Annotated in this window: 24 protein-coding genes; 8 read left to right on the top strand and 16 right to left on the bottom strand. The window is 46.0% G+C overall.

Annotated elements, in window-relative coordinates:
- Positions 1 to 96: 96 nt before the first annotated feature.
- The 4 genes from Q369_RS0100790 to Q369_RS0100805 are packed head-to-tail and all read right to left on the bottom strand — an operon-like array spanning position 97 to position 2,918.
- Positions 97 to 894 carry a TIGR02757 family protein gene (locus tag Q369_RS0100790; RefSeq protein ID WP_031525644.1) on the bottom strand — a complete coding sequence of 266 codons (798 nt, stop codon included), beginning with the start codon at positions 892 to 894 and terminating at the stop codon, positions 97 to 99.
- On the bottom strand, positions 881 to 1,093 hold the full coding sequence (locus Q369_RS0100795; protein WP_031525646.1) for a hypothetical protein: 213 nt from the start codon (positions 1,091 to 1,093) through the stop codon (positions 881 to 883). Before Q369_RS0100795 ends, Q369_RS0100790 begins: the two co-directional genes overlap by 14 nt.
- A 19-nt stretch (positions 1,094 to 1,112) precedes the next feature.
- Positions 1,113 to 2,126 carry a LysM peptidoglycan-binding domain-containing protein gene (locus Q369_RS0100800; RefSeq protein ID WP_031525647.1) on the bottom strand — a complete coding sequence of 338 codons (1,014 nt, stop codon included), beginning with the start codon at positions 2,124 to 2,126 and terminating at the stop codon, positions 1,113 to 1,115.
- A complete protein-coding gene (locus Q369_RS0100805) occupies positions 2,127 to 2,918 on the bottom strand; it encodes a DUF4905 domain-containing protein (RefSeq protein WP_031525649.1) in 792 nt (263 codons plus the stop codon).
- 51 nt (positions 2,919 to 2,969) lie between these two features.
- Here Q369_RS0100805 and kdsB point away from each other — a divergent pair, with 51 nt between their 5' ends.
- Positions 2,970 to 3,707, top strand: a complete 738-nt coding sequence (gene kdsB, locus Q369_RS0100810; protein WP_031525651.1) for a 3-deoxy-manno-octulosonate cytidylyltransferase — start codon at positions 2,970 to 2,972, stop codon at positions 3,705 to 3,707.
- Between the two features lie 170 nt (positions 3,708 to 3,877).
- Positions 3,878 to 5,443 (top strand): T9SS response regulator signal transducer PorX, encoded by a 1,566-nt coding sequence (gene porX / locus Q369_RS0100815; RefSeq protein WP_031525652.1) that lies wholly within the window; start codon positions 3,878 to 3,880, stop codon positions 5,441 to 5,443.
- 75 nt (positions 5,444 to 5,518) lie between these two features.
- Here the strand turns inward: porX and Q369_RS0100820 are convergent, their stop codons facing one another.
- Positions 5,519 to 6,196 (bottom strand): cell division ATP-binding protein FtsE, encoded by a 678-nt coding sequence (locus tag Q369_RS0100820; RefSeq protein ID WP_031525654.1) that lies wholly within the window; start codon positions 6,194 to 6,196, stop codon positions 5,519 to 5,521.
- Between the two features lie 18 nt (positions 6,197 to 6,214).
- Complete coding sequence (gene fsa / locus Q369_RS0100825) at positions 6,215 to 6,871, bottom strand: fructose-6-phosphate aldolase (protein ID WP_031525656.1); 657 nt, start codon at positions 6,869 to 6,871, stop codon at positions 6,215 to 6,217.
- 281 nt (positions 6,872 to 7,152) lie between these two features.
- On the opposite strand from fsa, the gene Q369_RS0100830 reads away from it, so the two are divergent.
- Entirely contained in the window at positions 7,153 to 7,854 is a 702-nt protein-coding gene (locus Q369_RS0100830) for a tetratricopeptide repeat protein (protein WP_031525658.1), read from the top strand.
- Between the two features lie 76 nt (positions 7,855 to 7,930).
- Entirely contained in the window at positions 7,931 to 8,272 is a 342-nt protein-coding gene (locus tag Q369_RS0100835; protein WP_031525659.1) for a transmembrane 220 family protein, read from the top strand.
- On the opposite strand, the gene Q369_RS0100840 is transcribed toward Q369_RS0100835, so the two are convergent.
- Complete coding sequence (locus Q369_RS0100840) at positions 8,262 to 9,029, bottom strand: biotin--[acetyl-CoA-carboxylase] ligase (protein ID WP_031525661.1); 768 nt, start codon at positions 9,027 to 9,029, stop codon at positions 8,262 to 8,264. The two genes, Q369_RS0100835 and Q369_RS0100840, sit on opposite strands and share 11 nt — an antisense overlap.
- Positions 9,030 to 9,072: 43 nt before the next feature.
- On the opposite strand from Q369_RS0100840, the gene rsfS reads away from it, so the two are divergent.
- The 3 genes from rsfS (at position 9,073) to Q369_RS0100855 (ending at position 12,619) form a co-directional block, all read left to right on the top strand.
- Complete coding sequence (gene rsfS / locus Q369_RS0100845) at positions 9,073 to 9,456, top strand: ribosome silencing factor (RefSeq protein WP_031525662.1); 384 nt, start codon at positions 9,073 to 9,075, stop codon at positions 9,454 to 9,456.
- Between the two features lie 72 nt (positions 9,457 to 9,528).
- On the top strand, positions 9,529 to 11,586 hold the full coding sequence (gene ftsH, locus Q369_RS0100850; protein ID WP_031525663.1) for an ATP-dependent zinc metalloprotease FtsH: 2,058 nt from the start codon (positions 9,529 to 9,531) through the stop codon (positions 11,584 to 11,586).
- An 85-nt stretch (positions 11,587 to 11,671) separates the two neighbouring features.
- Positions 11,672 to 12,619, top strand: coding sequence for an aldose 1-epimerase (locus tag Q369_RS0100855; RefSeq protein ID WP_031525664.1), 948 nt, complete (start codon positions 11,672 to 11,674; stop codon positions 12,617 to 12,619).
- On the opposite strand, the gene Q369_RS0100860 is transcribed toward Q369_RS0100855, so the two are convergent.
- Genes Q369_RS0100860 through Q369_RS0100885 form a run of 6 tightly spaced genes read right to left on the bottom strand, consistent with a single transcriptional unit; the run spans position 12,616 to position 18,032 of the window.
- Entirely contained in the window at positions 12,616 to 13,737 is a 1,122-nt protein-coding gene (locus Q369_RS0100860) for a nucleotidyltransferase domain-containing protein (RefSeq protein WP_031525666.1), read from the bottom strand. The genes Q369_RS0100855 and Q369_RS0100860 overlap by 4 nt on opposite strands.
- A 3-nt stretch (positions 13,738 to 13,740) precedes the next feature.
- Positions 13,741 to 14,646 (bottom strand): serine kinase, encoded by a 906-nt coding sequence (locus Q369_RS0100865; protein ID WP_031525668.1) that lies wholly within the window; start codon positions 14,644 to 14,646, stop codon positions 13,741 to 13,743.
- A 17-nt stretch (positions 14,647 to 14,663) separates the two neighbouring features.
- Positions 14,664 to 15,104: a lasso peptide biosynthesis B2 protein gene (locus Q369_RS0100870; RefSeq protein ID WP_031525670.1), complete on the bottom strand. Its 441-nt coding sequence runs from the start codon at positions 15,102 to 15,104 to the stop codon at positions 14,664 to 14,666.
- A 1-nt stretch (position 15,105) separates the two neighbouring features.
- On the bottom strand, positions 15,106 to 15,372 hold the full coding sequence (locus Q369_RS0100875) for a PqqD family protein (protein WP_031525671.1): 267 nt from the start codon (positions 15,370 to 15,372) through the stop codon (positions 15,106 to 15,108).
- Positions 15,373 to 15,425: 53 nt separating this feature from the next.
- Positions 15,426 to 16,964 carry an L-piperidine-6-carboxylate dehydrogenase gene (amaB, locus tag Q369_RS0100880; RefSeq protein WP_374754339.1) on the bottom strand — a complete coding sequence of 513 codons (1,539 nt, stop codon included), beginning with the start codon at positions 16,962 to 16,964 and terminating at the stop codon, positions 15,426 to 15,428.
- Positions 16,965 to 16,979: 15 nt separating this feature from the next.
- Positions 16,980 to 18,032, bottom strand: coding sequence for a saccharopine dehydrogenase family protein (locus Q369_RS0100885; protein ID WP_031525674.1), 1,053 nt, complete (start codon positions 18,030 to 18,032; stop codon positions 16,980 to 16,982).
- A 111-nt stretch (positions 18,033 to 18,143) separates the two neighbouring features.
- Here Q369_RS0100885 and Q369_RS0100890 point away from each other — a divergent pair, with 111 nt between their 5' ends.
- Positions 18,144 to 19,367, top strand: a complete 1,224-nt coding sequence (locus tag Q369_RS0100890) for a BaiN/RdsA family NAD(P)/FAD-dependent oxidoreductase (RefSeq protein WP_031525676.1) — start codon at positions 18,144 to 18,146, stop codon at positions 19,365 to 19,367.
- On the opposite strand, the gene uvrC is transcribed toward Q369_RS0100890, so the two are convergent.
- Genes uvrC through Q369_RS0100905 form a run of 3 tightly spaced genes read right to left on the bottom strand, consistent with a single transcriptional unit; the run spans position 19,354 to position 24,643 of the window.
- Positions 19,354 to 21,162, bottom strand: coding sequence for an excinuclease ABC subunit UvrC (gene uvrC, locus Q369_RS0100895; RefSeq protein WP_031525678.1), 1,809 nt, complete (start codon positions 21,160 to 21,162; stop codon positions 19,354 to 19,356). The genes Q369_RS0100890 and uvrC overlap by 14 nt on opposite strands.
- Positions 21,163 to 21,176: 14 nt before the next feature.
- Positions 21,177 to 22,325 (bottom strand): glycerate kinase, encoded by a 1,149-nt coding sequence (locus Q369_RS0100900; protein ID WP_031525679.1) that lies wholly within the window; start codon positions 22,323 to 22,325, stop codon positions 21,177 to 21,179.
- Positions 22,326 to 22,345: 20 nt separating this feature from the next.
- Positions 22,346 to 24,643 carry a penicillin-binding protein 1A gene (locus Q369_RS0100905; RefSeq protein WP_031525681.1) on the bottom strand — a complete coding sequence of 766 codons (2,298 nt, stop codon included), beginning with the start codon at positions 24,641 to 24,643 and terminating at the stop codon, positions 22,346 to 22,348.
- Positions 24,644 to 24,673 lie beyond the last annotated feature (30 nt).

Raw genomic sequence — 24,673 nt, forward strand, 5'->3', positions numbered from 1 at the left:
GATTTGCAAGAAAAGCTTAATTCAGAGGCGGACGCAAATTAACGATCGGATTTGCTTTTTTCCTTTCGTTAAGTATTTGGAGGCTGGTTTGTAACACTACTTGGCAAAACCTTCAATCCCTAAACCGAACAGTGCAAAGTCGTATTTGACCGGATCAGAAGGATCAAGCTGTTTTAATGAGGCAGTAAGTTCCAATGCAGTTTGCCAATCCGTATTTGGCCTTTTTATAAGGCCTAGAAAGCGGGAAACGCGATCTACGTGAACATCGCAGGGACATACTAGCTGTGAAGGCAATATATTATTCCAGATACCGAAGTCAACCCCATTATTGTCTTTCCGGACCATCCATCTCAGAAACATATTCAGCCGCTTGCAGGAAGACTTCCGAGCTGGGGTGGCAATGTGCTTGGCAGCACGCGATGGGAAATGTTCCGAATCGCGAAACATGTTGTGAAAACCGATCAAAGATTTTTCTATCGTCTCGTCTGCTGCATTGATATGCGAGCTAAATGCATATTCAAGTGAATCGTGCTGCCGGTAGTAGTTCTGGAAGAAATGAAGGAAATAGAGGGTGTCAGTGGCATTGAATGTGCGGTGCTTGAAGTTCAGAAAAGGCGTTAAATCACTGTCTTCATGATTCCGGATAAAATCATAGGGCGCATTGTCCATGAGCGAAGCCAGTTCCAGACATTTGCTGATGATCGTCTTCCGCTGCCCCCAGGCAAGTACTGCTGCCCACAAACCCATTATCTCGATATCCTGCTTCAACGAAAATCGATGCGGGATACTTACTGGATCCAGGGAGATAAAGTCGGGCTTGTTGTACTGCTCGACTTTATCTTCTAATAAATCTATAATGTAGGGGGACAAATGAGGCACTTCAATGCTTTGCATGGCTTCCTCCGAACAGGTAAGCCAGAACCCGGGAAATGCCGGAGAAGAACATGACAATTCCTGAAAATAGGAATGTAAAAATGGCAATGAAAGGATACAGCAATGTGAACATAACGCTCCAAATCTTGTATCCGGCAGTGTTTTTCAGAGCTTCTCTCTCCTCTTCTCTCTTAGAGCGGAATTTGGGTGAATGTTTCATAATGGAATTGATAACAAAACTATTCCAGGTAGCTTACAACTGCTCTGAAACGCTTGCTGTTGGGAGAAACTTTTTCGAAGGCGCGTGACGATAACTTAATAACAATATCGTCGTTAACGCTGGTATCAGGGATCCGGCCGATAATGCGGACGATGATCTTTTCCTGATTATACTCATTTAAAACCTCCACCAATGCGCCGATTGGTGCAGTTCGGTGCAAGCCGAGGAACTTACTGGTACTTTCATCAGTCTCGATTACTTCCGCAAGCCCCGATTCTGATTTTCTCTTGCCTTTAACCACTTTCGGAGCTTCAACTGCTTCTTCCACAGGCTTAACTACTTTCTCAGGAACGACAGTCTTCGCTTTTACAGAATCCTTAACTACCGTTGTGCTGGTTACCTTCGGCGCTGCTGGCGGTGTAACTGCCGCAACAGCTTTCTCAGCCCCCTTCTCGCTCACAATCAGCTCTTGCCCGTCTTTCAGATTATCGTCAGTCAAATTATTCCATTTGCGTAGATCGGCCATCAAAACACCATATTTAACAGCAACACGATACAATGTTTGGCCCGGCTCCACAATGTGTTTTCCGTTAGGAGATACAGAAACGGAAGATCCGGCGGTAGGTGCCGAAGTCGTGGATGGAGTGGTATCAGGCTTTGCAGCCGCGGCCGGCGCAGCAGGTTTGACTTCCTTTTTCTCTTCTTTTTTATCTTCCTTCTTTTCCTCCTTTTTGTCTTCCTTCCTCGCCTCTTTTTTGCTGACCTTTGGCGTGTAAGGTACGCGGATCGTCTGTCCAAACTGAATTTGATCGCTCATACCGGGATTAGCTTCACGCAGAGCCTGGATAGAAGTGCCATATTGCCGCACTACCGCAAACATGGTTTGTCCCTGATTTACTTTATGCAAGACAAACACCTTGCCTCCTACCCTTTCAACTCCTACTGAATCAATTGTAACATTCCCCGCAGCCCGGGCACTGATCATTCCTGAAAAAATACCTGCCAGAACAGTCAGGCAAAAAATGTATTTCATTTAATATGAAAGCGTTAAACTCGAAAACTCATTGTTATTTTTAAGATAAATCAGTGCTGACGCCTTCAATATCATTGTGGAGCGGCCCATTCCTTCGCGTTCTTCTGACAGCTTTTCATGTAAAACAAGCTCTCTTTTGGTAGTGATAATCAGAAGATATTGCACGGTTTTATCCTGATGGTAAATATAATAAGAAAAGATCATAAAGGGCCTTTTCTCTAAATAATCGATACTGATAGGCTGGTGACCACCGGTTATCTCTTCAACAAAGGAGCTCAGCTTGTCGAAAAATACATTGCCCTTTTTGTAACGAACAGGTTCTTGCAAAATTACCTGGTCTTCATCAGCCTGCACAATTTCCTCGCGCGGCAGCAACGCGCCTGAACGTACGTCGCACAAATGGTAGCTAAACCCGCTGCCAGCTTTGGCTGCAACCTCAATGCGGTTTTTGTCGATGATTTTGACCAGCAGATGATTAGGCAAATCCCACAAATGCTCCCCGGTGAGCGCAGAGAATGCGGATAAGTCTGTCGGCTCGGGAAGGTCCGGGTATCTGTAATGGTGCAGAAAAAACTGGTGGGAAGAAAGCGCAGTTACCGAAGACCACCAGTCCATTCCCAGCGGGATACCTTCCCAGCGCAGTGCCTTTTCCCCTGAATCAATTACCGCGACAGACGCCACTTTTTGCTCCGTGTCCCGCAGCTCGACTGCCCATACCGAGCTGGCCGGGTCCGCATCGGGGAGGATGCGCCAGATATTCTTTGAAAAGCGATATGAAAAAGTATTTTGCAATTTTTAGCTTTATTTTGGAACAGAATTGACAAAAATCAAACCAACGACCTTGTGCGAATATTAGGAATCATTCCCGCCCGCTATGCCTCTACCCGCTTCCCGGCAAAAGCCCTAGTGGATATCGGGGGTAAAAGTATGATCCAGAGAGTTTACGAACAATCCTCCAAAGCAACCCGTCTCGACCAGGTGATTGTGGCAACTGACGATGTGCGGATCATGGATCATGTAAAAAGCTTTGGCGGAATTGCTGTGATGACAGCCGAATCTCACCAGAGCGGTACCGACCGATGCTATGAGGCACTTACCAAAACCGAGGGGAATTTTGACTACATCATTAACATTCAGGGCGACGAACCATTTATCAGCCCCGAACCGATCGACCAGCTTGCCGGGGTACTTGACAACCAAACCGAGCTCGCTACATTGGTGAAGGTAATCGATCAGGAGGACATTTTGTTCAATGTAAATGTGCCGAAAGCCGTTTTGAACAAGAAAGATGAAGTTATGTATTTCAGCAGGCAAACGATTCCCTATCTCCGCAACACGGAAAAAGACCAGTGGCTTTCTGCACACACATTTTACAAACACATTGGAATTTATGCGTATCGGGCCGACGTGCTTGCTGAAATTACAAAGCTGCCGGTATCTGCATTGGAGAAGGCGGAAGCACTGGAACAGTTGCGCTGGCTGGAAAACGGATATGCAATTAGAGCGGTAATAACTTCCGATGATTCACACGGTGTAGACACTCCCGATGACCTGGCCCGTGTCACCAAAAAGTTTCTCTGACGGGCTGCAAGCCGCATTGTTGGTATGCCTTTTGTACCCTTTTTGCCAACGTATACAGTCAGGTGTCAATTCTAAAAATATGTTAAAACAGGTATTTTTATACCACACTTTCTGATTGTCCCGTTACCCTTTAAGGCATTTCATTTAATTATTATTGAAAAAACAAGCTTATGCAATATAACATTCTCTGGGCGGACGATGAAATAGATCTTCTCAAACCGCACATCATGTTTCTGACGAACAAAGGATACAATGTTACTCCTGTAAATAGTGGAGCAGATGCTTTGGATCGCATTGAAAATGACAGGTTTGACATAGTTTTTTTGGACGAAATGATGCCAGGTATGACCGGCCTCGAAACACTCGCCCAGATTAAACAACAGCAGCCCAGCCTTCCTGTAGTAATGATTACCAAAAGTGAGGAAGAGCATATCATGGAGGATGCAATAGGCTCTAAAATAGATGATTACTTGATCAAACCACTGAATCCTAATCAGATTCTCCTGTCGGTTAAAAAAATACTTGACAATAAAAGACTGGTTACAGAAAAAACCACATTAAGCTACCAGCAAGAATTCCGGAGCCTGGCAATGCAATACCAGGACAGGATCGGGCACGAGGAATGGGCGGATATCTATAAAAAGTTGATTTACTGGGAATTGGAATTGGAAAATTCCGAAGATCAGGGAATGGCGGAAGTATTCAGCATGCAGAAAAGTGAGGCAAATGCCAATTTTTGCAAGTTTATCGAAGACGAATATGAAGACTGGCTGAATGATCCGAAGTCGGACAAGCCGATTTTGTCGCACCAGTTGATGAAACAAAAGGTATTTCCACATCTGAAAACCTCCGACGAGCCTGTATTCTTCCTTTTGATAGATAATTTCCGATACGATCAATGGAAAATGATCCAGCCCATTTTGCAGGAGTATTTCAACATTGAGGAAGAATCTTCCTACTACTCAATCCTGCCGACTACCACAGGTTATGCTAGAAATGCGATCTTTTCAGGCTTAATGCCAAGCGAAATGGAGCGCAAGCATCCGCAATGGTGGGTAAGTGATGAAAACACCCCAGAAGGTGAAGAAGGTCTGAACAACCATGAACAGGATTTCCTGCAAAAGCAACTGGAAATGAACCACTTTAACATTAAGTTTTCTTACAACAAGATCCTCAATACAAATCAGGGGAAATCGTTGATAGACAATTTTAACAACATGCTGAATAATCAGTTGAATGTGATTGTCTATAACTTTGTGGATATGCTTTCGCACGCTCGGACTGATGTTCAGATGATCAAGGAACTTGCGCCAGATGAAGCTGCTTACCGCTCAATTACCCGCTCCTGGATCCAGCATTCTCCCCTTCTAGACTTTATTAAAAAAGTGGCTGAGAAAAAGTGCAGGTTGATCCTAACTACTGACCACGGCATGATCCGCGTTCAAAAGCCGGTTAAGATCATCGGCTACCGCGAAACAAATACTAACCTGAGATATAAGCACGGGAAAAACCTGGGATTCGATGACAACCACTTGATGGTTTGCCGGAAACCAGAGCGCATTTTCCTGCCGAAACCGCACGTTTCAACATCTTACGTGTTTACGAAAGAAGATTATTTCTTTGCTTACCCGAATAACTATAATCAGTATGTCAACTTGTACCGGGATACTTTCCAGCACGGCGGTGTGTCTTTGGAGGAGATGATCATTCCGATCATTGATATGACAGCCAAATAGTTAATGTGAGAGGTATAAAATGAAAAGCGGGCGAAGTTTAAAACTTCGCCCGCTTTTCATTTTATGTGATCTGACTCAGCTGATCGTTACACTCCCGTTCTCGCACTTCAATACACGTGCAGGGAATCTCCTGAGAAAATCGTGGTTGTGAGTAGCCATTAAAATGGCGGTACCTGCATTATTAATCGTCCTGAAAACATTCATGATCTGGTCACCTACTTCCGGGTCCAGGTTACCCGTCGGCTCATCAGCGATCAGGATTGCGGGTTCATTCAGCATAGCACGGGCAATTACGATCCGCTGCTGCTCACCACCCGAAAGTTGGTGCGGCATTCTTTTCTGCGCGGTACCTAAGCCTACTTGCATGAGTACTTCGGCTATTCTTTTCGAAATTTTCGCTTGGTTATCCCAGCCCGTTGCGCGGAGTACAAACGAAAGGTTATCTTCCACAGAACGGTCGGAAAGCAGCTGAAAATCCTGGAACACAATTCCAATGCGGCGACGCAGGAACGGGATATCCGCTCTCTTGATTTTATGGAGCTCGTAACCAGCTACTTTTGCAGATCCGGTATGGAGCCACAGGTCTGCATAAAGCGTTTTCAAAAGTGAGCTTTTGCCACTGCCGGTACGACCGATCAGATAGACAAACTCTCCCTTTTTAATCTCAAAATGCACATCACTCAATACAGGCCGGTCACCCTGGAAGATATCAGCCTGGTCGAGTACAATTATCGGCTCCGAAGACTCAGTCATAATAATGCAAAAACGATTTTAGGAATTGCCCTTTTTGTAGTCGGCAAGGAATTTCTCAAGACCAATGTCAGTCAATGGATGCTTCAACAACGCTTCCATTGCGCTCAGCGGCCCGGTCATTACATCGGCGCCTACTTCTGCACATTGGATAATGTGCATCGGGTGACGAACTGATGCCGCCAGTACCTGGGTGTCAAACCCATAATTTCTGTAAATAGTAAGGATTTGCTCAATCAGGCCAATTCCATCTGTTGAAATATCGTCCAGACGGCCAATAAACGGAGATACATAGGTTGCTCCCGCTTTTGCTGCTAAAAGTGCCTGTCCGGCAGAAAAAATTAACGTACAGTTGGTTCGGATACCTTTGCCTGAAAAATATTTTAATGCCTTTACGCCTTCTTTGATCATCGGGATTTTCACCACTATTTTATCATCAATCTCCACCAGCTCTTCACCTTCGCGGATCATTCCTTCCAAATCAACTGATATCACTTCGGCACTTACATCTCCATCAACAATATCGCAGATTGCCTTGTAATGGCGCATAATATTGTCTTTACCTGTAATTCCTTCTTTCGCCATCAGGGATGGATTGGTTGTAACTCCATCTAAAACGCCAAGCGCCTGTGCCTCCTGAATCTCTTGCAGGTTAGCAGTGTCAATGAAAAACTTCATATCGGAAATTTATTGGTTAGAATATTCCACAAAAGTAGAAAACCCTGGTCAAATGCAAAAAGAAAGAAGGGGGGATCGCAGGGGGGAACAAAAAAAGGCAAACCGAGAATCTCACCGCATCGACCACCTACCCTTGCTTCCGTCAGGACCTGGGGGATTCGGAAGGAGCTGGTAGTTCCGATTTGCCGGGTGCAAAGATAAAGACATTTTATTAACAAAAAGAAAACATTCATTTACGGTTTCACGCTACTTTTGTGCGAATCACCTAGAAATGAATCAGTATGCCCCGCTTATTTTTTTTATTTTTTTTACTACTTCTGAATGCCTGCTCCCAATCTTCTGACGCTTTTCTCAAAAAAGGAAAGGATTTGATGAATGAAGGGAAACCCCGTGAAGCCATTGAATTCATCAATACTGCCATTGAAAAAAATACCACCAGTTCAGAAGCTTTCAACCTCCGTGCTGTCGCCTACTACGAGTTAAAGGAAAGCGAAAACGCATTGCTGGACTTTGCGCAGGCAATCAAACTGGAACCTGACAACTACCGCCCGTATTTCAACCGCGCATTGCTTTACTCTGGTGAAAACCGCCTGGATTCCGCTTTCGCAGACTATAACAAAGCTGCCGAGCTTGCTCCTGATACCGCTGATGTTTTCCTTAACCGTGGACAATTGCTGGTGCTGATGGACAAACCCACAGAAGCTATCCCTGACTTCGAAAAAGCAACCAGGCTCGATGAAAACAACAAACAAGCCTGGTACAATCTGGGCAATACTTACTACCGTTTAAATGATTTCAAAAAAGCTACGCTGGCATTCCGCCAAACAGTGAAGCTGGACGGACAATACGGAAAAGCATTTTACGGCCTCGGCTTGTCGCAATGGAACGATGGGGAGAAAGACCTGGGTTGTACAAGTCTCAAACAGGCCGCAAACCTGGGGTATTCTGATGCCACCAATGCGCTGGCGCAGTTTTGTCAATAAATGAGGAAATACAGGTAAATTGAACCTGTGATAGTACTTTATTCAAATAAACAGACTCACTTTTTCTTCAAGAACAATGCGATTGTTTAAAATAGTTTTCGGGATCATTTTCGTCATTTTCGCCTATTTCCAACTGAACGATCCGGATTCCGGCGTTTGGATCGGGATTTACAGCTTTGCAGCGCTTGCCTGCTTTATGGGCATCCGGGATCTTTGGCCCAGCTGGGTTTTCTACGTACTGGGAGCCGCCTATCTGATCGGCGCTGTATTTCAATGGCCGACCGAGTTTGAGGGCATTTTCTTTGGTGAGACACAAATGAGAAGCCTGAATATTGAGTTGGCCCGGGAGTCGCTGGGACTGGGAATCAGTGCGATTGTGATGTTTGTAATTGGCAAATGGGGGCAACCTAGCTCCTGATCCAGCTGATTTCTTTTAAGCCCAGGTTCGTGAGCATGTCCCCATTTGATAGCCTGGCAGATAGCTGCCCCAGCTCATTTACCCCCGTGACGGTACCTGTATAAACGTTACCCTCGTAGGAGAATTTTACTTCTTGCAAATGCCCGTAAAGACTGTCCATATACGCCTGACGAATCTCGTCATATCGGTGTCCGGACCTTAGCTGCAGATAAGCTGCATCGAGGCTGTGCATTAATAATGCAAACTCGTCGGCCAAAGCAAACACATTGCCAGTCTCGATGAATAGTGACGAAGCGAGCTCACTATTGAAACTCATTTGATTAATATTCAAGCCAATACCGACAATTGAGGTATTCAGCCTGCTACCTTGAATTGCGTTTTCAATGAGTATTCCGCAGATCTTTCTTTCCTTAACAAGAATGTCGTTAGGCCACTTTATCTGAACACCTGAAACGTATCTTTCAAGGTATGCCCTAATTCCGAGGGCGACTGTCTGACTAATAAGAAACTGGTTTTGAACGGACAGGAAAGCAGGCGTAAGTACAATGGAAAGCGTCAGGTTTTCTCCCGGATTCGATACCCAGGAAGTCCCCCGCTGTCCCCGCCCTGACAGCTGATGACCAGTAATGACAACGGTACCCTCCGTGAACAAGCCAGCGTGTACTATTTCAGCCGCAATGTCGTTTGTTGAATGACAACTTGGCAGATAGATAACTTTTTTACCAATTATTAAGGTATCCTGTATCGAGTTGTACAATTTTTTTGCTTTACTTTAGGGTTTAGAAAGGAATCAATTACGCATGAAAGAACGCAAAAATAAAGAACTATCTTCAAAAGATCTCTCCGAGCTGGTAGTAAAAGGAATGACAGAAAAGAAGGGCCAGGACATAGCAATACTCGACCTCCGCAAAGTAAAAAATTCAATAACTGATTTTTTCGTGATTTGTTCCGGTAACTCCGATACACAGATCGATGCTCTGGCAAACTCGGTTGAAGAAGAGGTGTATAAAATCTCCAAAACAGAGCCCTGGCAGAAAGAAGGAAAAGCAAACGGCGAATGGATTTTGATTGACTATGTGGACGTCGTAGCCCACATTTTCAACAAGGAACGCCGTAAGCACTACGATCTGGAAGAATTATGGGGAGATGCAGAGGTGACATACCTGGAAGATTCCATGGTATAAAAGGCTGGGGGGTGAACATTCACCCTACCGGGAACGTTGTTTAATAAATTTCCTCTTAATTAGAAACAAAGAATGTCCGAAAACGATAACAAAAGAGGGCCACTCAGTCCTAAAAGTCCTCAAAAAGGATATCAAGGCTGGATCATAGCCGCTCTTATTGCCACTATACTGGGAATTACTTACCTGAACCGTACCTCGACAATCCGCGAAACTACTCAGAAGCGTTTTGAAAAAATGATGGCGGACAGGGAAGTGGAAAGGGTGACTATCGTGAATGATAAGTCGGTAGAAGTGACCCTTAAACCAGAGGCATTAAAACAAGATAAGTACAAGGTAGTTGCAAAGGAAAATAACTATTTCGGCGGCGAAAGCGCATCACATTACCAGTTTCAGGTAACCTCGGCAGAAACATTTAAAAAGGATTTTGACAGAATGCAGGAGAAAGTGCCTGACGATGACAAAGTACCTTTTGTGGTTGATACAAGAAATGACTGGACCAGCTTCCTCGGAACCTGGGGCTTCTTCATTGTAATGATACTGGTGATGTACTTCATACTCGGCAGAATGTCGGGCGGAGTAGGTCCAGGTGGTCAGATCTTCAATATCGGCCGCTCCCGTGCTACGCTTTTTGATGCTGAAAACAAGGTAAAGATCACATTTAATGACGTGGCGGGTCTTGATGAAGCAAAAGAAGAGATTAAGGAAATTGTAGAATACCTTCAAAGTCCTGATAAATTCAAAAAACTGGGTGCGAAGATTCCAAAAGGTGCATTGCTTGTAGGCCCTCCGGGAACAGGTAAAACTTTGCTTGCGAAAGCTGTTGCTGGTGAGGCGGGTGTACCATTCTTCTCTCTTTCCGGTTCCGACTTTGTCGAGATGTTCGTAGGTGTGGGTGCTGCCCGTGTCCGTGACCTTTTCAAACAAGCCAAGGAAAAAGCGCCTTGTATCATATTTATCGATGAGATTGACGCAGTAGGACGCTCGCGTGGCCGTGGCGCAATGCCGGGTTCGAACGATGAGCGTGAAAATACATTGAACTCACTTTTAGTTGAAATGGACGGTTTTGCAACCGATTCGGGTATCATCATCGTGGCCGCCACCAACCGCCCGGATGTACTTGATCCTGCCCTACTTCGTCCAGGCCGCTTTGACCGTCAGATTTCCGTTGATAAACCAGATGTAATTGGTCGTGAAGCAATTTTCAAAGTGCATTTGAAACCTTTGAAACTTGCAACTGATGTAAATATCCAGAAACTATCGTCCCAAACTCCTGGCTTTGCGGGAGCAGAGATTGCGAATGTTTGTAATGAAGCCGCATTGATCGCGGCACGTCGTAACCGGGATGAAGTAACAATGCAGGACTTCCAGGATGCAATGGACCGCGTGATAGGTGGTTTGGAGAAAAAGAACAAACTGATCTCGCCAGAGGAAAAGCAGATTGTAGCTTACCACGAAGCTGGTCACGCGGTGGCGGGCTGGTTCCTGGAACACGCTGATCCATTGGTGAAAGTATCGATCGTACCCCGCGGTGTTGCCGCGTTGGGTTATGCACAGTACCTCCCTCGCGAGCAGTATCTGTATCGTACAGAGCAGCTTTTTGATGAAATGTGTATGACACTGGGCGGAAGAGCTGCTGAGGATGTGGTATTTAACAAAATCTCGACAGGCGCACTAAGTGACCTGGAAAGAGTTACGAAGGTAGCTTACAGCATGGTTACCATGTACGGAATGAATGAAAGGATTGGTAACATCTCTTTCTATGATTCTAAACAATCAGATTACTCATTTACCAAGCCATACTCTGAATCAACGTCACAAGCGATTGATGAAGAAGTTAGAAAGTTGGTTGATCAGGCGTATCAATTTGTTAAGAACCTGTTGATCGAAAAACGTGACGCACTGGAAGTACTGGCAAAAGAGCTGCTTGAAAAAGAGATCTTGTTCCAAAGCGACCTTGAAAAACTGATTGGCAAACGTCCTTACGAAAAGGAAACAAGCTATCAGGCGTACATTAACCGTCGCTCAAATGAGGAAGCTGCCATTCACGAAGAAGTTGTAAAACATACTCTTGAACAGGAAAAGAAGGAAGAGGAAATGGCAGAAGCTGAAAAAGATGCTTCAAACGAATAAAATTTGAAATAAATACCATAAAATAGTAGCCGGGCACTTAAAGCCCGGCTATTGTTTTATAAACCCATTTGAAACAGAGAATTCTATGGCATTCGAGATATTCAAGCAACAGTTTGGTGACCTTACCGAATATGTGGTGCAGGAAAATGCAACCGGCAACCGCTTTGTAGTGGTGCCCGAGTTAGGCGGAATCGTCAGGCAGCTATCACTTCGGAAAGATCTTACGTTGTTTTCTGTCTTAAAAACACCTCCCACACCTGAAACTTTAAAACATGATACTGAAAGTGCAAGCGAGCTTTTATTTCCATTTGCAAGCCGCATTCCCGACGGTAAATACAGGTTTTTAGGGAAAGATTATCAATTGGCCAAAAACGAGAAGAATGGACTGAATGCAATTCACGGCCTTGTAAGAAAGCAGCATTTCCATTTGGAAGAACAACTGGCACATGCTGACCATGCATCCATTAAGCTATCTTATCTGATAGATGCGCCCGAAGGGTATCCCTTCCGGGTTCTGTTTTCCATTAGGTATACGCTCCATGCTGACGGGCGGTTTGTAGTATCGTTTGAAGCTTTGAATGAAGGCTCAGAACCTTGTCCGGCTATGTTCGGCTGGCATCCGTATTTCAGGCTTGGTAACGAAGACGTAGAAGCCTGGAAAATCATCATCCCATCAGACCAGATCGTAACATTTGATAGCAATCAGATTCCTACGGGCGTCGCGCATTTTCACATTGATAAACCTGCATTATTACACCGCAAAGTCTTCGACAATTGTTTTGTTGTAAAATCGGAGGGAAAGCTTGCAACCACTGAGCTGATATCTGAAAATCAGGACGTGACACTTACTGTAACACAGGAAACAGGTGAAGGCAAATTCAACCACTTGGTTGTTTACACACCGCCGGAAAGAGATTGTATTGCTATTGAAGCACTCACTGCGAATGTTGATTCCTTCAATTCCGGCGACGGGCTATACATTTTACCGGGAGGTGGTACATTCAGCGGAGAAATCGTAGTACAGCTTACTTAGCGCCTTTTGTGCCAAATCCATTTGTGCCAGATCAACCGCCAATGGAAAAGGTAGCTGAGGTGACCGGCGAGAATGTTCCACTTCACATTCCAGTTGTCCCGGTATTTGAGGTTGTAAACCAAAATCCGAAGAGTCTTGGTGCTCAGCGTGTCCCTTTCTTCTTCCCAGTGGCTGACCACATTTTTCATAAACTCAGGAGTCGGATACTTCGCTTCCTGATTTGCATCGACAAGCCGCACATATTGTATTCCCGTAAACAGTTGTGCGGCTCCAAGTGATTCTAATAGTAGTTTGTAAAAACCTTTGCTTCTGGCCACGTTGGACACGTAGGCCCAATCAAGAGTTGTGGAATACCTTCTCAGCAGCCGCACGAAGTCGGCCATGTATTTCAATTTGTCCCATTGCTCAATACCTGCATGGTGGATCAGCATCATAATTAGCTGATGCTCCATTCCGGGCACATTGACTTTCTTGCCCATAATCTGTTGCTCCACCATTTGCCCGCCCAGTTCGCCCCAGCTGAAATTGAACTGATATCTCGGATAGCTGCAATTCCATTGGATTTCCAGGGACTGTAATGCATGTTCCCGAACAGGGGTCAAAGGGAGCTGATAATCTGTGTCGAGGTAAGCGCCGGTGGCTTGATCATTCCTTAGCAGGTACTTACGGTAGGAGTCAGGTTCAAATCCATTTTTTTCAAATACATCTAATCCCCTTCGCAGCTGCTCCTTCTCGACAAAAAAGTCAATATCTCCAAATTCCCTTAGTCCGGGCTTTTCGTAGAGGAGCCACGCCCATAATGCGCCTTTCATCAGAAATGCCGGGATCCCCTGCTCCGCCAGCTGTTGATTCAAACTGACCGAAATGCTTGAAAAAGCCATATTTGTAACAGCCTGTCCGACGCTGAAATCTCTTAATCGGGCAAGCACATCAGGAGCAATTTCCAGTGTTTGTTTTTGGGAAAGATAATCGAAGGCAAGAGGCCGGACCTGGTTCCACTTGGCTTGCCGGCCAAGCTTCTGCCAATCAATGGGACGAGTATCTACCTGAAAAGGCAAATTGCTTTCAGAGTCGAGCGACGCTTTTATCAATATGTTCAGCTCAGGGGATATCTTCATGCACTAAACCAAATGAGTAACACTCTCCTGAACCCATTTTTCCAGCAAATCGAATCCTTCTGGCCTCCGTTTCTTGATCACTTCTACCTGTGCGGCACATTTCATACTTTGGAGAAAATGCGCTTTAAGGGCCTCACCGGTTAGCAGTTGTGCAGGAAGAGGAAAGTTCTTGATCAGCTCGCCCGGCATTTCACTGACACTTACCTGCTGTAATGCACCCCGGTTCCGGGCGCGGTGTAAAAAAATGATTTTAGAAAGAGTAACCGGCTGATCTGGAAAGTCGAATTTAGGCTGAAATGAAAACTTATTTACTCCTTCACTGACAGGTTCGAGCACTTCTCTGTTGTATTGTAACCCGGCCACGGTCTTGTCCCAGATTTTAAGCTGCGGGTAAGCCGGCAGAACAGATATTGAGCCGTTTTCTCCGATCTGGATTGCCGTAAGATCATCGCTGAGCAACCGGCCGCCCGCTTTGATGAATGCAGCCGCAGTGGTTGACTTACCAGCGCCAGGTGTACCCATAAAACACCATGCTTCCGCCCCTACCAGCACAGAGCTGGCATGCAGCAGCAACAAACCTCTTTGAAACAATATCAATCCAATTGCTTCACTGACAGTGAAAAGACTGATCAAATTGGGATCTTTTACAAACGGATTTACAATCAGCTCATTACCCGCGATCGCTTTGAATGAAGCGATACCAGGCCAATGCAGAACCAGGTCGCCTGCATTCTCACCAAACAAGGCGCGGATTCCCCGCCTGTAAACTTGCGTTTTGCTGAGATCGGGCAGTTCAAATGCAGCTGTTCTGATTAGCAGATCGGGCGAAGCATTACAATCTCCCTCACTTAATTCCGGCAATGGTATTTCAGAGAATACAGTCAGCCCGAAAGCCTTGTAATAATGCATGTATAATTTAGGTTAGCTCATTCCCAGACCCAGAGCCGCTTGTATGAAATCTCGTCAGGCCAGTCTCCTATGATGATATTTCCATTGCGCTCCACCCAGGCGTGGGCTTCAAAAGACTTTGCAGGATTAATCTCAAATCCGATTTCCAGCGTAAGAGCGGGAATTTTGCGCAGGAGGAATTTGGCAGCCAGGGCGCGCGGCAGGCACAGCAGCTCCAATGGCAACAGGTTCGCTGCGGTATCCACCGCCCATACAACCAGATCTATTTCTTCTTTGGATTTTTCCTCTACCTTTTCAGTGCTGGTTAACCGGTGAAATAGCCGCCTGAATGTAGCAAATGGAAGCAATGAAAGTCCGGCTTTAACCAGCAGCAGACAAACAGCAGCTTTGATAAAGATCAGCTTGCCTGAACTACTCAGACTTCGCCATTTGCCAATAAATCTGCGCAGCTTTCCCAATTTATTTGACAGTTTCCACCAGCTTTTCAGATATCAGATCTTTCAGCAGCGTATCGATGTCACCTTTACAGGTATCGAGATCAACATCATACTCACTTACCACCACGTTGCAGAGTTCTTCAATCGTTTGCGGGCCTTTTTCAAGTGTATCCCAAACCAGCACTCCTACTTCGTCCAAGCCATAATACGCCCCTTTGTTGTGATTAAGAATCACGGTTTCACCCGCTACTTTTGATGAAATCTGATCTGATGTTAATTGATATTTCATGAAGGGGATTGAAAAAGTATAATGTGCCGTTTGTACAAAGTTAAAAATTTTACTCAGTCAATCTCAAACTTTATTCCCTGCGCCAATGGAAGCGTGCTGCCGAAATTGACCGTGTTCGTCTGCCTTCGCATATAAGCTTTCCACGCATCGGAACCCGATTCCCTGCCTCCGCCTGTCTCCTTTTCGCCGCCGAATGCGCCTCCAATCTCCGCGCCCGATGTTCCGATGTTAACATTTGCAATGCCGCAATCGGAGCCTGCTTGTGACAGGAAGAGTTCTGATTCTCTGATATTTAATGTAAAAATGGCAGATGACAAACCTTGCGGAACATCGTTTTGCATTGAGATAGCCTGCTCCAACGCATTATATTTGATCAGATACAATATCGGCGCAAACGTTTCCTGCTGAACAATGGGCCAGCTATTTTCAACTTCTGCAATACAAGGCTTTACATAGCAACCTGAACTGAACGCTTCGCCCTCCAACACGCCGGGTTCAACAATGAACTTTGCACCGGCTGCTTTCAGTTTTTCTATGGTGCTATTGTATTGTTTGACAGCCTGCAAGTCGATCAAAGGCCCCACGTGATTCCCAGCATCCAGCGGATTGCCAATCCTCAGTTGCGCATAGGCGCGGGAAAGCCTGGTTTTTACTTCTTCATAAATACTTTCCTGCACAATCACCCGCCTAGTTGATGTGCAACGCTGGCCGGCTGTCCCTGCGGCACCAAATACGATCCCGGGAATAGCAATGTTCATGTCTGCATGCTCCGTGACGATGATCGCATTGTTACCTCCAAGTTCGAGGATACTTTTCCCGAGCCTGCGCCCGACAGCTTCTGCTACAGCTTTCCCCATTCTTGTACTTCCCGTGGCGGATACCAATGCAACGCGCGCATCCGACGCGATCCATTCTCCTGCTTCCCGCCCGCCGACTATCACGCAAGATACGCCCTCAGGTACCTCGTTGTTTTTCAATACTGATTTGATGATATTCTGGCAAGCCAGTGCTGTAAGCGGCGTTTTCTCTGACGGTTTCCAAATGCATACATTACCACAAACCCAGGCAAGCATCGCATTCCACGACCACACGGCTACGGGAAAGTTGAATGCAGAAATGATCCCGACAACACCAAGTGGGTGCCACTGCTCAAACATGCGGTGCTGCGGCCGCTCGCTGTGCATACTTAGTCCGTACAGCTGGCGTGATAACCCCACTGCGAAATCGCAGATATCGATCATCTCTTGTACCTCTCCGAGACCTTCCTGCAAGCTTTTACCCATTTCATAGCTGACAAGCGTGCCCAGCTCGGTCTTTGCATTCCGAAGCGCGTCGCCCATTTGCCGCACGATTTCGCCTCGTTTTGGCGCGGGCATCATTCTCCAAACCTTGAATGCTTCCTCCGCCTTGGTGATTACCCGGTCATAATCGCTGCGCTCTGCCTGGTTTGCTCCGGCGATCTTTTTACCATCGACTGGCGAAATGGATTCGATAACGTCACCGTCGCCTTGCCAGCTTTTCTGACCGGTAGTGATGCCGTTATTAAGTGGCTGTATGTTCAGCTTATTTAATACAGATTTGATATCAATCATGTTAGGAATAGCATTTTAAAGAAAATAGCGTCCATTTTGTGTTGCGAGAAAATCACTCAGAAGAATATCCTCCTGCCGGATAAAACCTTTATTCGGAAGAATTCCGTTCGCTACCAATTCCACCACACCTGCGATCGACGCAGCTGTGGTCCAGGAGATAGCCCGCCAATGGACCCCATCTATCTCGATCGGGTGATATGCTTTATAAAATTCCTCGCGTTCCAGCCTGTTGTCTTTCCAGCCTTCAACTACCGCATATACATATACAACGTCTTGCTGCACAGGCGGTTTTGCTTCCGTCAAGATTTGCTCTACGAGCTCTCGCTTGTCTTTCAAACAAAGTTCGTACAGCATAAATCTCATCAGGCTGCAATGTCCCGGATAACGGATTGTCTTATAGTTGAGCGTGTCCAGCTTGCCTTCCAATGTTTCGCACATGGTACCAAGGCCGCCAGACGTACTGAATGCTTCAAACTCCTGGCCTTCAATGTTGATCATCTCGATACCTTCCAGAGACGGTACCATTTTCCGGACCCCGTTGTGAATCACTTCTGCATCATTAATGTATTCATTTACGACTCCGGCCGGCGACCATGTAAAAGAATAGCCCATTAAACCATTCGGATAGCGCGGCAATGCACCTACGCGCAGCTCGATATCCCGCAGCTTTGTAAATTTTTTCGCCAGATCCATTCCAACAATCCCTATAAAACCAGGCGCCAGACCGCATTGTGGAGCGAAAACGTTGCTGCTGTCTTTTGCCAGCTCGCGAATAGCTGCTGTGGTACCAACATCTTCCGTTAAATCAAAATAATGGATACCGTGCTTGTAAGCTTTGCGGGCGATCGGCAGATTGAGGTTGTAAGGCATACAGGATACAACCGCATCCTGACCTGACATTAGCTGGTCGAGCTTCTCAGGATCATTTACATCTCCCGATAGTACAGGAAACGGCAGCACCGAGGCCGGCGCAGCTTTGTCAACACCTGTTACCTCAAACCGTTTGCTTAGTAGTGTTCCTACCAGCGAGCCTACTTTACCTAAACCGATGACGAGAATTTTCCGCATGTATAGTTTTGACGGGTTTTTGTTAAATTATTTGAAGGTTTTTGAAAGATATGAAAAGAAATTGCAGTTTTTAAAACTTACATTTCATTTTTGCATGATCAAACTATTACGATGCAAATAGCGATTGTTGGCGGAGGCGCTTCGGGATTTATGGCGGCAATTACTGCTGCTGAGACATTCCCGGAAGCTAAAATTGTCATTTTAGAAAAGAACAGGACCGTTTTGAACAAGGTCAGGATCTCGGGTGGAGGTCGCTGCAATGTGACCCACAATCCCTCCGATCTTCGGTTTTTTATCAAAAATTACCCGCGTGGCGAGAAGCTTCTGCGAAAGCTGCTGCCGAAGTTTGACGCGAATGCAACTGTTGATTGGTTTGAAAAGAGAGGGGTAAAGTTGAAGACCGAAGCCGACGGAAGAATGTTCCCAATAACCGATTCCTCTCACACAGTCATCGAATGCATGCTTCGGACTGCCCGCCAGCTTAATATTGAAATCAGGACGAGTACAGTTGTCGATTCATTTACATCTACTTCAGGAGGTTTTGAACTGCGTTTGGGAGATGAAGAAATACTTCAGGTCGACCGGCTGCTTATTGCTACGGGAGGTTATCCGCGGCTCAGCAGCTTTGACTGGCTGGAAACACATAGCCACCAGATTGTTTCTCCCGTACCCTCGCTGTTTACATTTAATACCCCTCAAAATTTCCTGCTTCCGCTCGCAGGAGTTTCAGTTCAGGATACGATCGTGAAGATTTCGGGTACTAAATACGAGTGGCGCGGCCCACTGCTGATTACCCACTGGGGACTGAGCGGGCCGGCTGTTTTGAAGCTTTCAGCCTGGGGAGCACGTGAGCTTGCCGAGAAAAATTATGAATTTGGGTGCAGAGTCAACTGGTTACCTGAACTGAATGAGCAGCAAGTGCGTGAGTTCCTGATCAATGAAAAAACCAAAACACCGAAGCAGCAGCTTGTATCGAATGCGAGGTTCGGATTGCCGCTGCGACTTTGGAAAGCATTTACTGAAATGGTGGAAATTCCCGAGACACTGAAATGGGGAGATGCGAGCCACAAAAACTTGAACCGGCTCACCGAAGTGCTTACAAACAGTCAATTCGCAGTGAGTGGAAAAACTACATTCAAAGAAGAATTCGTGACTTGCGGCGGAATTTCATTGACAGACATTGATCCTGAAACATTGCAAAGCCGCTCGGTAAAGGGACTGTATTTTGCAGGAGAAGTAATGGACGTAGACGGTATTACAGGCGGGTTCAACTTTCAGAACGCGTGGACTACCGGCTACATCGCAGGCAAAAACATCGGACTTACTCAGCCATAGCATCAAAGTAGGCACGTACCTTTCTGGCGCGGTCCAAACCGACGAGTTCGGTGAGCGTTTCCAGCGAGCTTTCACGAATGCCGCGTACCGAGCCGAAATGTTTTAACAATTTGGCGGCAGTTACCTTACCGACACCAACAACTCCCTCCAATTCACTGACAAGGCTTCCTTTGCTCCGCTTATCCCGGTGAAAAGTGATCGCAAAACGGTGCGCTTCGTCGCGTATCTGCTGGATCAGTTTAAGTGATTCCGACTTCTTGTCAATGTAAAGCGGCAGTGAGTCTTCGGGGAAGTAGATTTCTTCCAGACGTTTAGCAATACCGATAATGGGAATCTGACCGTAAATACCCAGACTTTTCAATGCATCACAAGCAGCACCCAGCTGACCCTTACCTCCATCAATCACGATCAGATCAGGCAGGGGCTGTTCCTCTGCGATCAATCGCAGGTAACGCCGGCTCACAACTTCATTCATCGACGCGAAGTCATTGGGCCCGATCACGGTTTTGATATTGAAATGGCGGTAGTCTTTCTTGGAAGGTTTCCCTTCTTTGAAACAAACCATTGCCGCCACCGGGTTAGTACCCTGGATATTGGAGTTATCAAAGCATTCAATGTGCCTTGGCAGGGCTTTCAGCTGTAAATCCGTTTTCAAACGAATCAGTATGCGATCCTTTTTAGAAGAAGTCGCAGAAGCTTCCACTTCCCTGCGCTCGGCTTTTTCCCGGCGGAAATACATCACGTTTTTCATCGACATATCCAGCAGCTTCTTCTTGTCGCCAATCTGCGGAACGGTTACTTCAAGCCGCATTTCCAGATCGGGCTTAACATTCGAGATCAGCTCGCGTGCTTCCGATCCGTAGGTGCTGCGCATTTCGATGATCATCATCGCGAGTATATCATGATCACTTTCGTCCAACTTCTTCTTCACCTCGACAGTCTGCGTAGCCACCATATACCCTTGTTTTATCTTCATAAAATTGAGGTATGCAGCTTCTTCGTCGGACACGATCGTGAGCACATCGATATTCCCGATCCGCGGGTTAATTACCGTTGCCTTACTCTGGAAATTAGATAAGTGTTCTATCTTGGTTTTCCAGGCGTGTGCTTTCTCAAACGCCATTTGTTCAGCCGCAGCAAGCATTTTCTCTTTAAAATACTGTTGCGGAGACGACAAATTGCCTTTCAGGATATTGTGTACCTGCTCTATCTCTGCATTGTATTCAGGCTCAGTTTGCAAGCCCTCACAAGGACCTTTACAGTTTCCAATATGGTATTCCAAACAAACCTTGAATTTCCTGGCTTCGATATTCGGCTTAGTGAGCGGAAGCTGGCAGGATCTGATCTGATAAAGGGACTTGAACATGTCAAGCAGCGTGTGCATTGACCTCAAATTGGCAAAAGGCCCGTAGAAAGTACCTCTGCTCCGGTCCATATTCCGGGTTGGAAAAACCCTGGGAAAAGGCTCATCTGTAATGCAGATGAATGGATAGGTTTTATCGTCTTTAAGAAGGATATTGAATTTAGGCTGCAACTGCTTGATCAGCTGGTTTTCAAGCAGCAGCGCGTCCCATTCACTTAATACAATGGTATATTCGATCCTTCTGATCTGACTTACAAGTCGTCTCGTCTTACGATCGTGTTGGTTGGATTTCAGGAAGTAACTGGAAACTCTGCTTTTCAGGTTCTTGGCTTTCCCCACGTAAATCACCGTCCCCGTTTCGTCAAAATACCGGTAAACTCCCGGATCGTTCGGAATCTTTGAAAGCTCTTCCTTATAGTTGAATTCAGACATTTAATAAAAGATACTCAGGAAAAATCAAATCTGGTCTTGGCAAAAAACAAGCGTACCAGCTGAAAAGTTGCGTCTCTCACCAACCTGAATGCCTCATTTTGGGCAACATGCAGATCCATTGGTCTATCCAAAACTGAAACCGCATACATAATCCCAGCCTCGCGGGTTTGTTCAGGAGTAATTTGAAGCGTGCCGCACACCGCTGCGAGAGGTACCTGATACTTCGCACAGAAGTCCGCCAATCCTTTTACTACCTTTCCGCTCAATGTTTGTTCATCAATTTTCCCTTCACCGGTAATGACCAGATCAGCCTTTTTGATGAGCTCGGCCATGTTACTCTGGTCGATTACAATGCTTACTCCGTCTTTCAGTTCAGCATTTAGAAACCACATACACCCTGCTCCAAGCCCACCAGCGGCGCCGGCACCAGGCGCGCCACTGTAATCGCGGTTGAAAGTTTTAGTAGCAACAACAGTAAGATTGCGCAGTCCCTGATCAAGTATTTCCACCATTTCAGCAGTTGCGCCTTTTTGAGGACCATATACATAAGCTGCGCCATTTTCTCCGAACAATGGATTTGTGACGTCACAGGCTACTACAATGGAAGTGGCGTTTAGCCGGGGATCTACGTTTGTAGTTTCGATCCGTTCAATCAGAGACAAGGCGCCTCCGTTAACCCCAAGCATTTTGCTGTTTTTATCAAAAAACCGGTATCCCAGCGCACTCGCCAGCCCTATTCCGCCATCAGTAGTCGCGCTGCCGCCGATGCCCAGGATAATCTTCTTCGCACCTTTATCCAGTGCATCAATAATCAGTTCGCCGGTACCAAATGTGGAGGTAAGCAGCGGGTTGCGCTCTTCCTCCGAGAGCAACTTCAACCCCGAAGCAGCGGCCATTTCTATGAATGCAACCTTGCCATCGCCCGACAAACCGTATGAAGCAATAATTTCACGGCCCAGCGGATCAGAAACTTTCACTTCGACCTGCGTTCCGGCGGCTTGCTTTGTCAGGATTTGAGCTGTACCCTCGCCTCCGTCCGCAAGCGGCAATGCTGTCACACTTGCATTCGGATAAGCCAGTAAAATTCCTTCACAAATTGCATTGCATACCTCATCCGCTTCGAGCGAACCGCGAAACTTGTCGGGTGCAACGAGAATATTCAATGCAATTTGGCTTTTGAAGATTAAAACAAAACTCCTTCGTCGTCAGATCTGGAAGGCGGAACATAGGTGTCGGTACTGTCAATGGACACATTGCCGCAATCTCTTACATAGTTTTCCGGCTTATTGAATGGAATTTTACGGTATTGAACCAAAGTCTGATCAGCATATACCTTCTGCATGTACATGCCCCAGGCAGGCATTGCAATCCGGCCACCTTGTCCCAATGCAATAGTACGGAAGTGAATTGCACGATCTTCTCCCCCAACCCAGATACCCGTAACCAGATTTTGCGTCATACCCATAAACCAACCGTCGGAGTAGTTGGAAGTAGTTCCTGTTTTGGCAGCGATCTCGTTTCCTTCGGTAACACCCCATTGTCTGAGCCTGCCAGCTGTACCACCCGGATCTTCTACCGCACCACGCATGAGGTAAAGCATATTGTACGCCATATTCTCGCTGATCTCCTGATTCTGTTTTTGGAAAAACTCCTGTAAAACATTTCCATATCGATCCTCAATGCGCAATATCGTCATCGGCTCAGTACGGTGCCCGCCATTGGCGAATGCACAATAGGCGCCCACCATTTCATAAACCGAAACATCACTAATCCCCAGACAGAGCGACGGAACTGCCTGCAAATTACTGGTGATACCAAGCTTATGTGCATACTCTACAACCGTCTTTGGTCGCACCATTTTCATCAGGTATGCACTTACCGTGTTCACTGATTTTCCCAAAGCCTGCCGGAGAGAAAGCGCCTGGTAAGAGTATTTGTTATTTGAATTCTTTGGAGACCACCCACCAGGAACACCATCCGAAGGACCAAAGTAAATCGGCTGATCCGTGACGTGATCACAAGGGGTCAGAAAGCTCTTATCCAATGCAGAAACATAAACAAAAGGTTTAAACGTCGAGCCAGGCTGACGAGAACCCTGCTTCACATGGTCGTATTTAAAGTACTTGAAGTTGATACCGCCTACCCAGGCTTTTACATGTCCGTTACGAGGGTCCATTGACATCATACCTGCACGCAGAAACCGTTTGTAATAAGCAATGGAGTCCATTGGGCTCATCATCACCTCTTTCTCACCATTCCACGTAAAAACCTTCATTTTATAAGGTTTACGCATGATTTTCCAGGCTTCATCTTCGCCCAGGTCTCTTTTCAGGGATATGAAGTGCGGGGTTTTCTTAGCAGCAGCGACCAGAAATCCAGGTATCTCTTTTCCATTATCGAAAGTCCATGGATTACGACCTTTCCAGTGTTCGTCAAAAAGGCGCTGCTGCTCTTTCATGTGCTCTTTTAAAGCATCTTCCTGATAACGCTGCATTCTTGAATCAATGGTAGTATAAATGCGCAACCCGCTGGTGTACAAATCGTAGTTCTTGTCGTGTTCTTCATTGTAAATCTTCACCCAGCTTTTGAGATAATTCCGCATTGACTCACGGAAATATGGAGCCAGACCTGTATTATGGCTATCTACTGTAAAATTGAGACCCAGTGGTTTTTCCTTGTATCTTAAAAAATCCTCTTCCGGAATGTACTCGTACTTCATCATTTGCGCCAAAACCGTGTTGCGGCGATTGGTTGCATTCATCGGAAAACGCAAAGGGTTAAAAAGCGTTGGATTTTGCAGCAAACCGACCAGCAGCGCAGCTTCGGTTACGTTCAGGTCCCAGGCTTCTTTGTCGAAATATGTTTTGGCAGCTACTTTAATCCCGTAGGTATTGTTACCAAATGAAACAGTGTTGAGATACATTTGCATGATCTCCTGCTTCGTATACTTTCTTTCAAGGATCACTGCCAGCACCCATTCTTTGGTCTTCGCGATTACAATCCTGACTCCCGGAATTTTACCCAACAATCCTTCATACTCCTCAGAACGTGTGTTGAATAGGTTTTTGGCAACCTGCTGGGTGAGCGTACTACCTCCACCGGAACTTGAATTACCGGAAACAACTCCCTTGAATACACGCAGTAGGCTTCTTGGGTCGATTCCCGAGTGATTTACAAAACGTGCATCCTCAGTGGCAACCAACGCGTCGATCAGGTTTGGCGAAATCTGGGAGATGTCAATCTGTGTACGGTTTTCGAAGAAGTATTTACCAAGAGATTTGCCATCCTCGCTGATCAGCTCGGAAGCAAGTTCACTTTTGGGGTTTTCAAGAATCTTTAAATCCGGCATTCCACCAAAAAGCCAGAAAAAATTAAAGCTTACAGCAACAATATAAAGGATAATCAGACCCAGCCCCAGTGCCACATACTTCCACAAGCGTATAATGGTGCGACGATATTTTCCGGGTTGTAACTCAATCATTAGATGTGGGATTTGGTATTGAAAACTTAC

The sequence above is a fragment of the Dyadobacter crusticola DSM 16708 genome (assembly GCF_000701505.1).
In the GTDB taxonomy this organism is placed as follows: domain Bacteria; phylum Bacteroidota; class Bacteroidia; order Cytophagales; family Spirosomataceae; genus Dyadobacter; species Dyadobacter crusticola.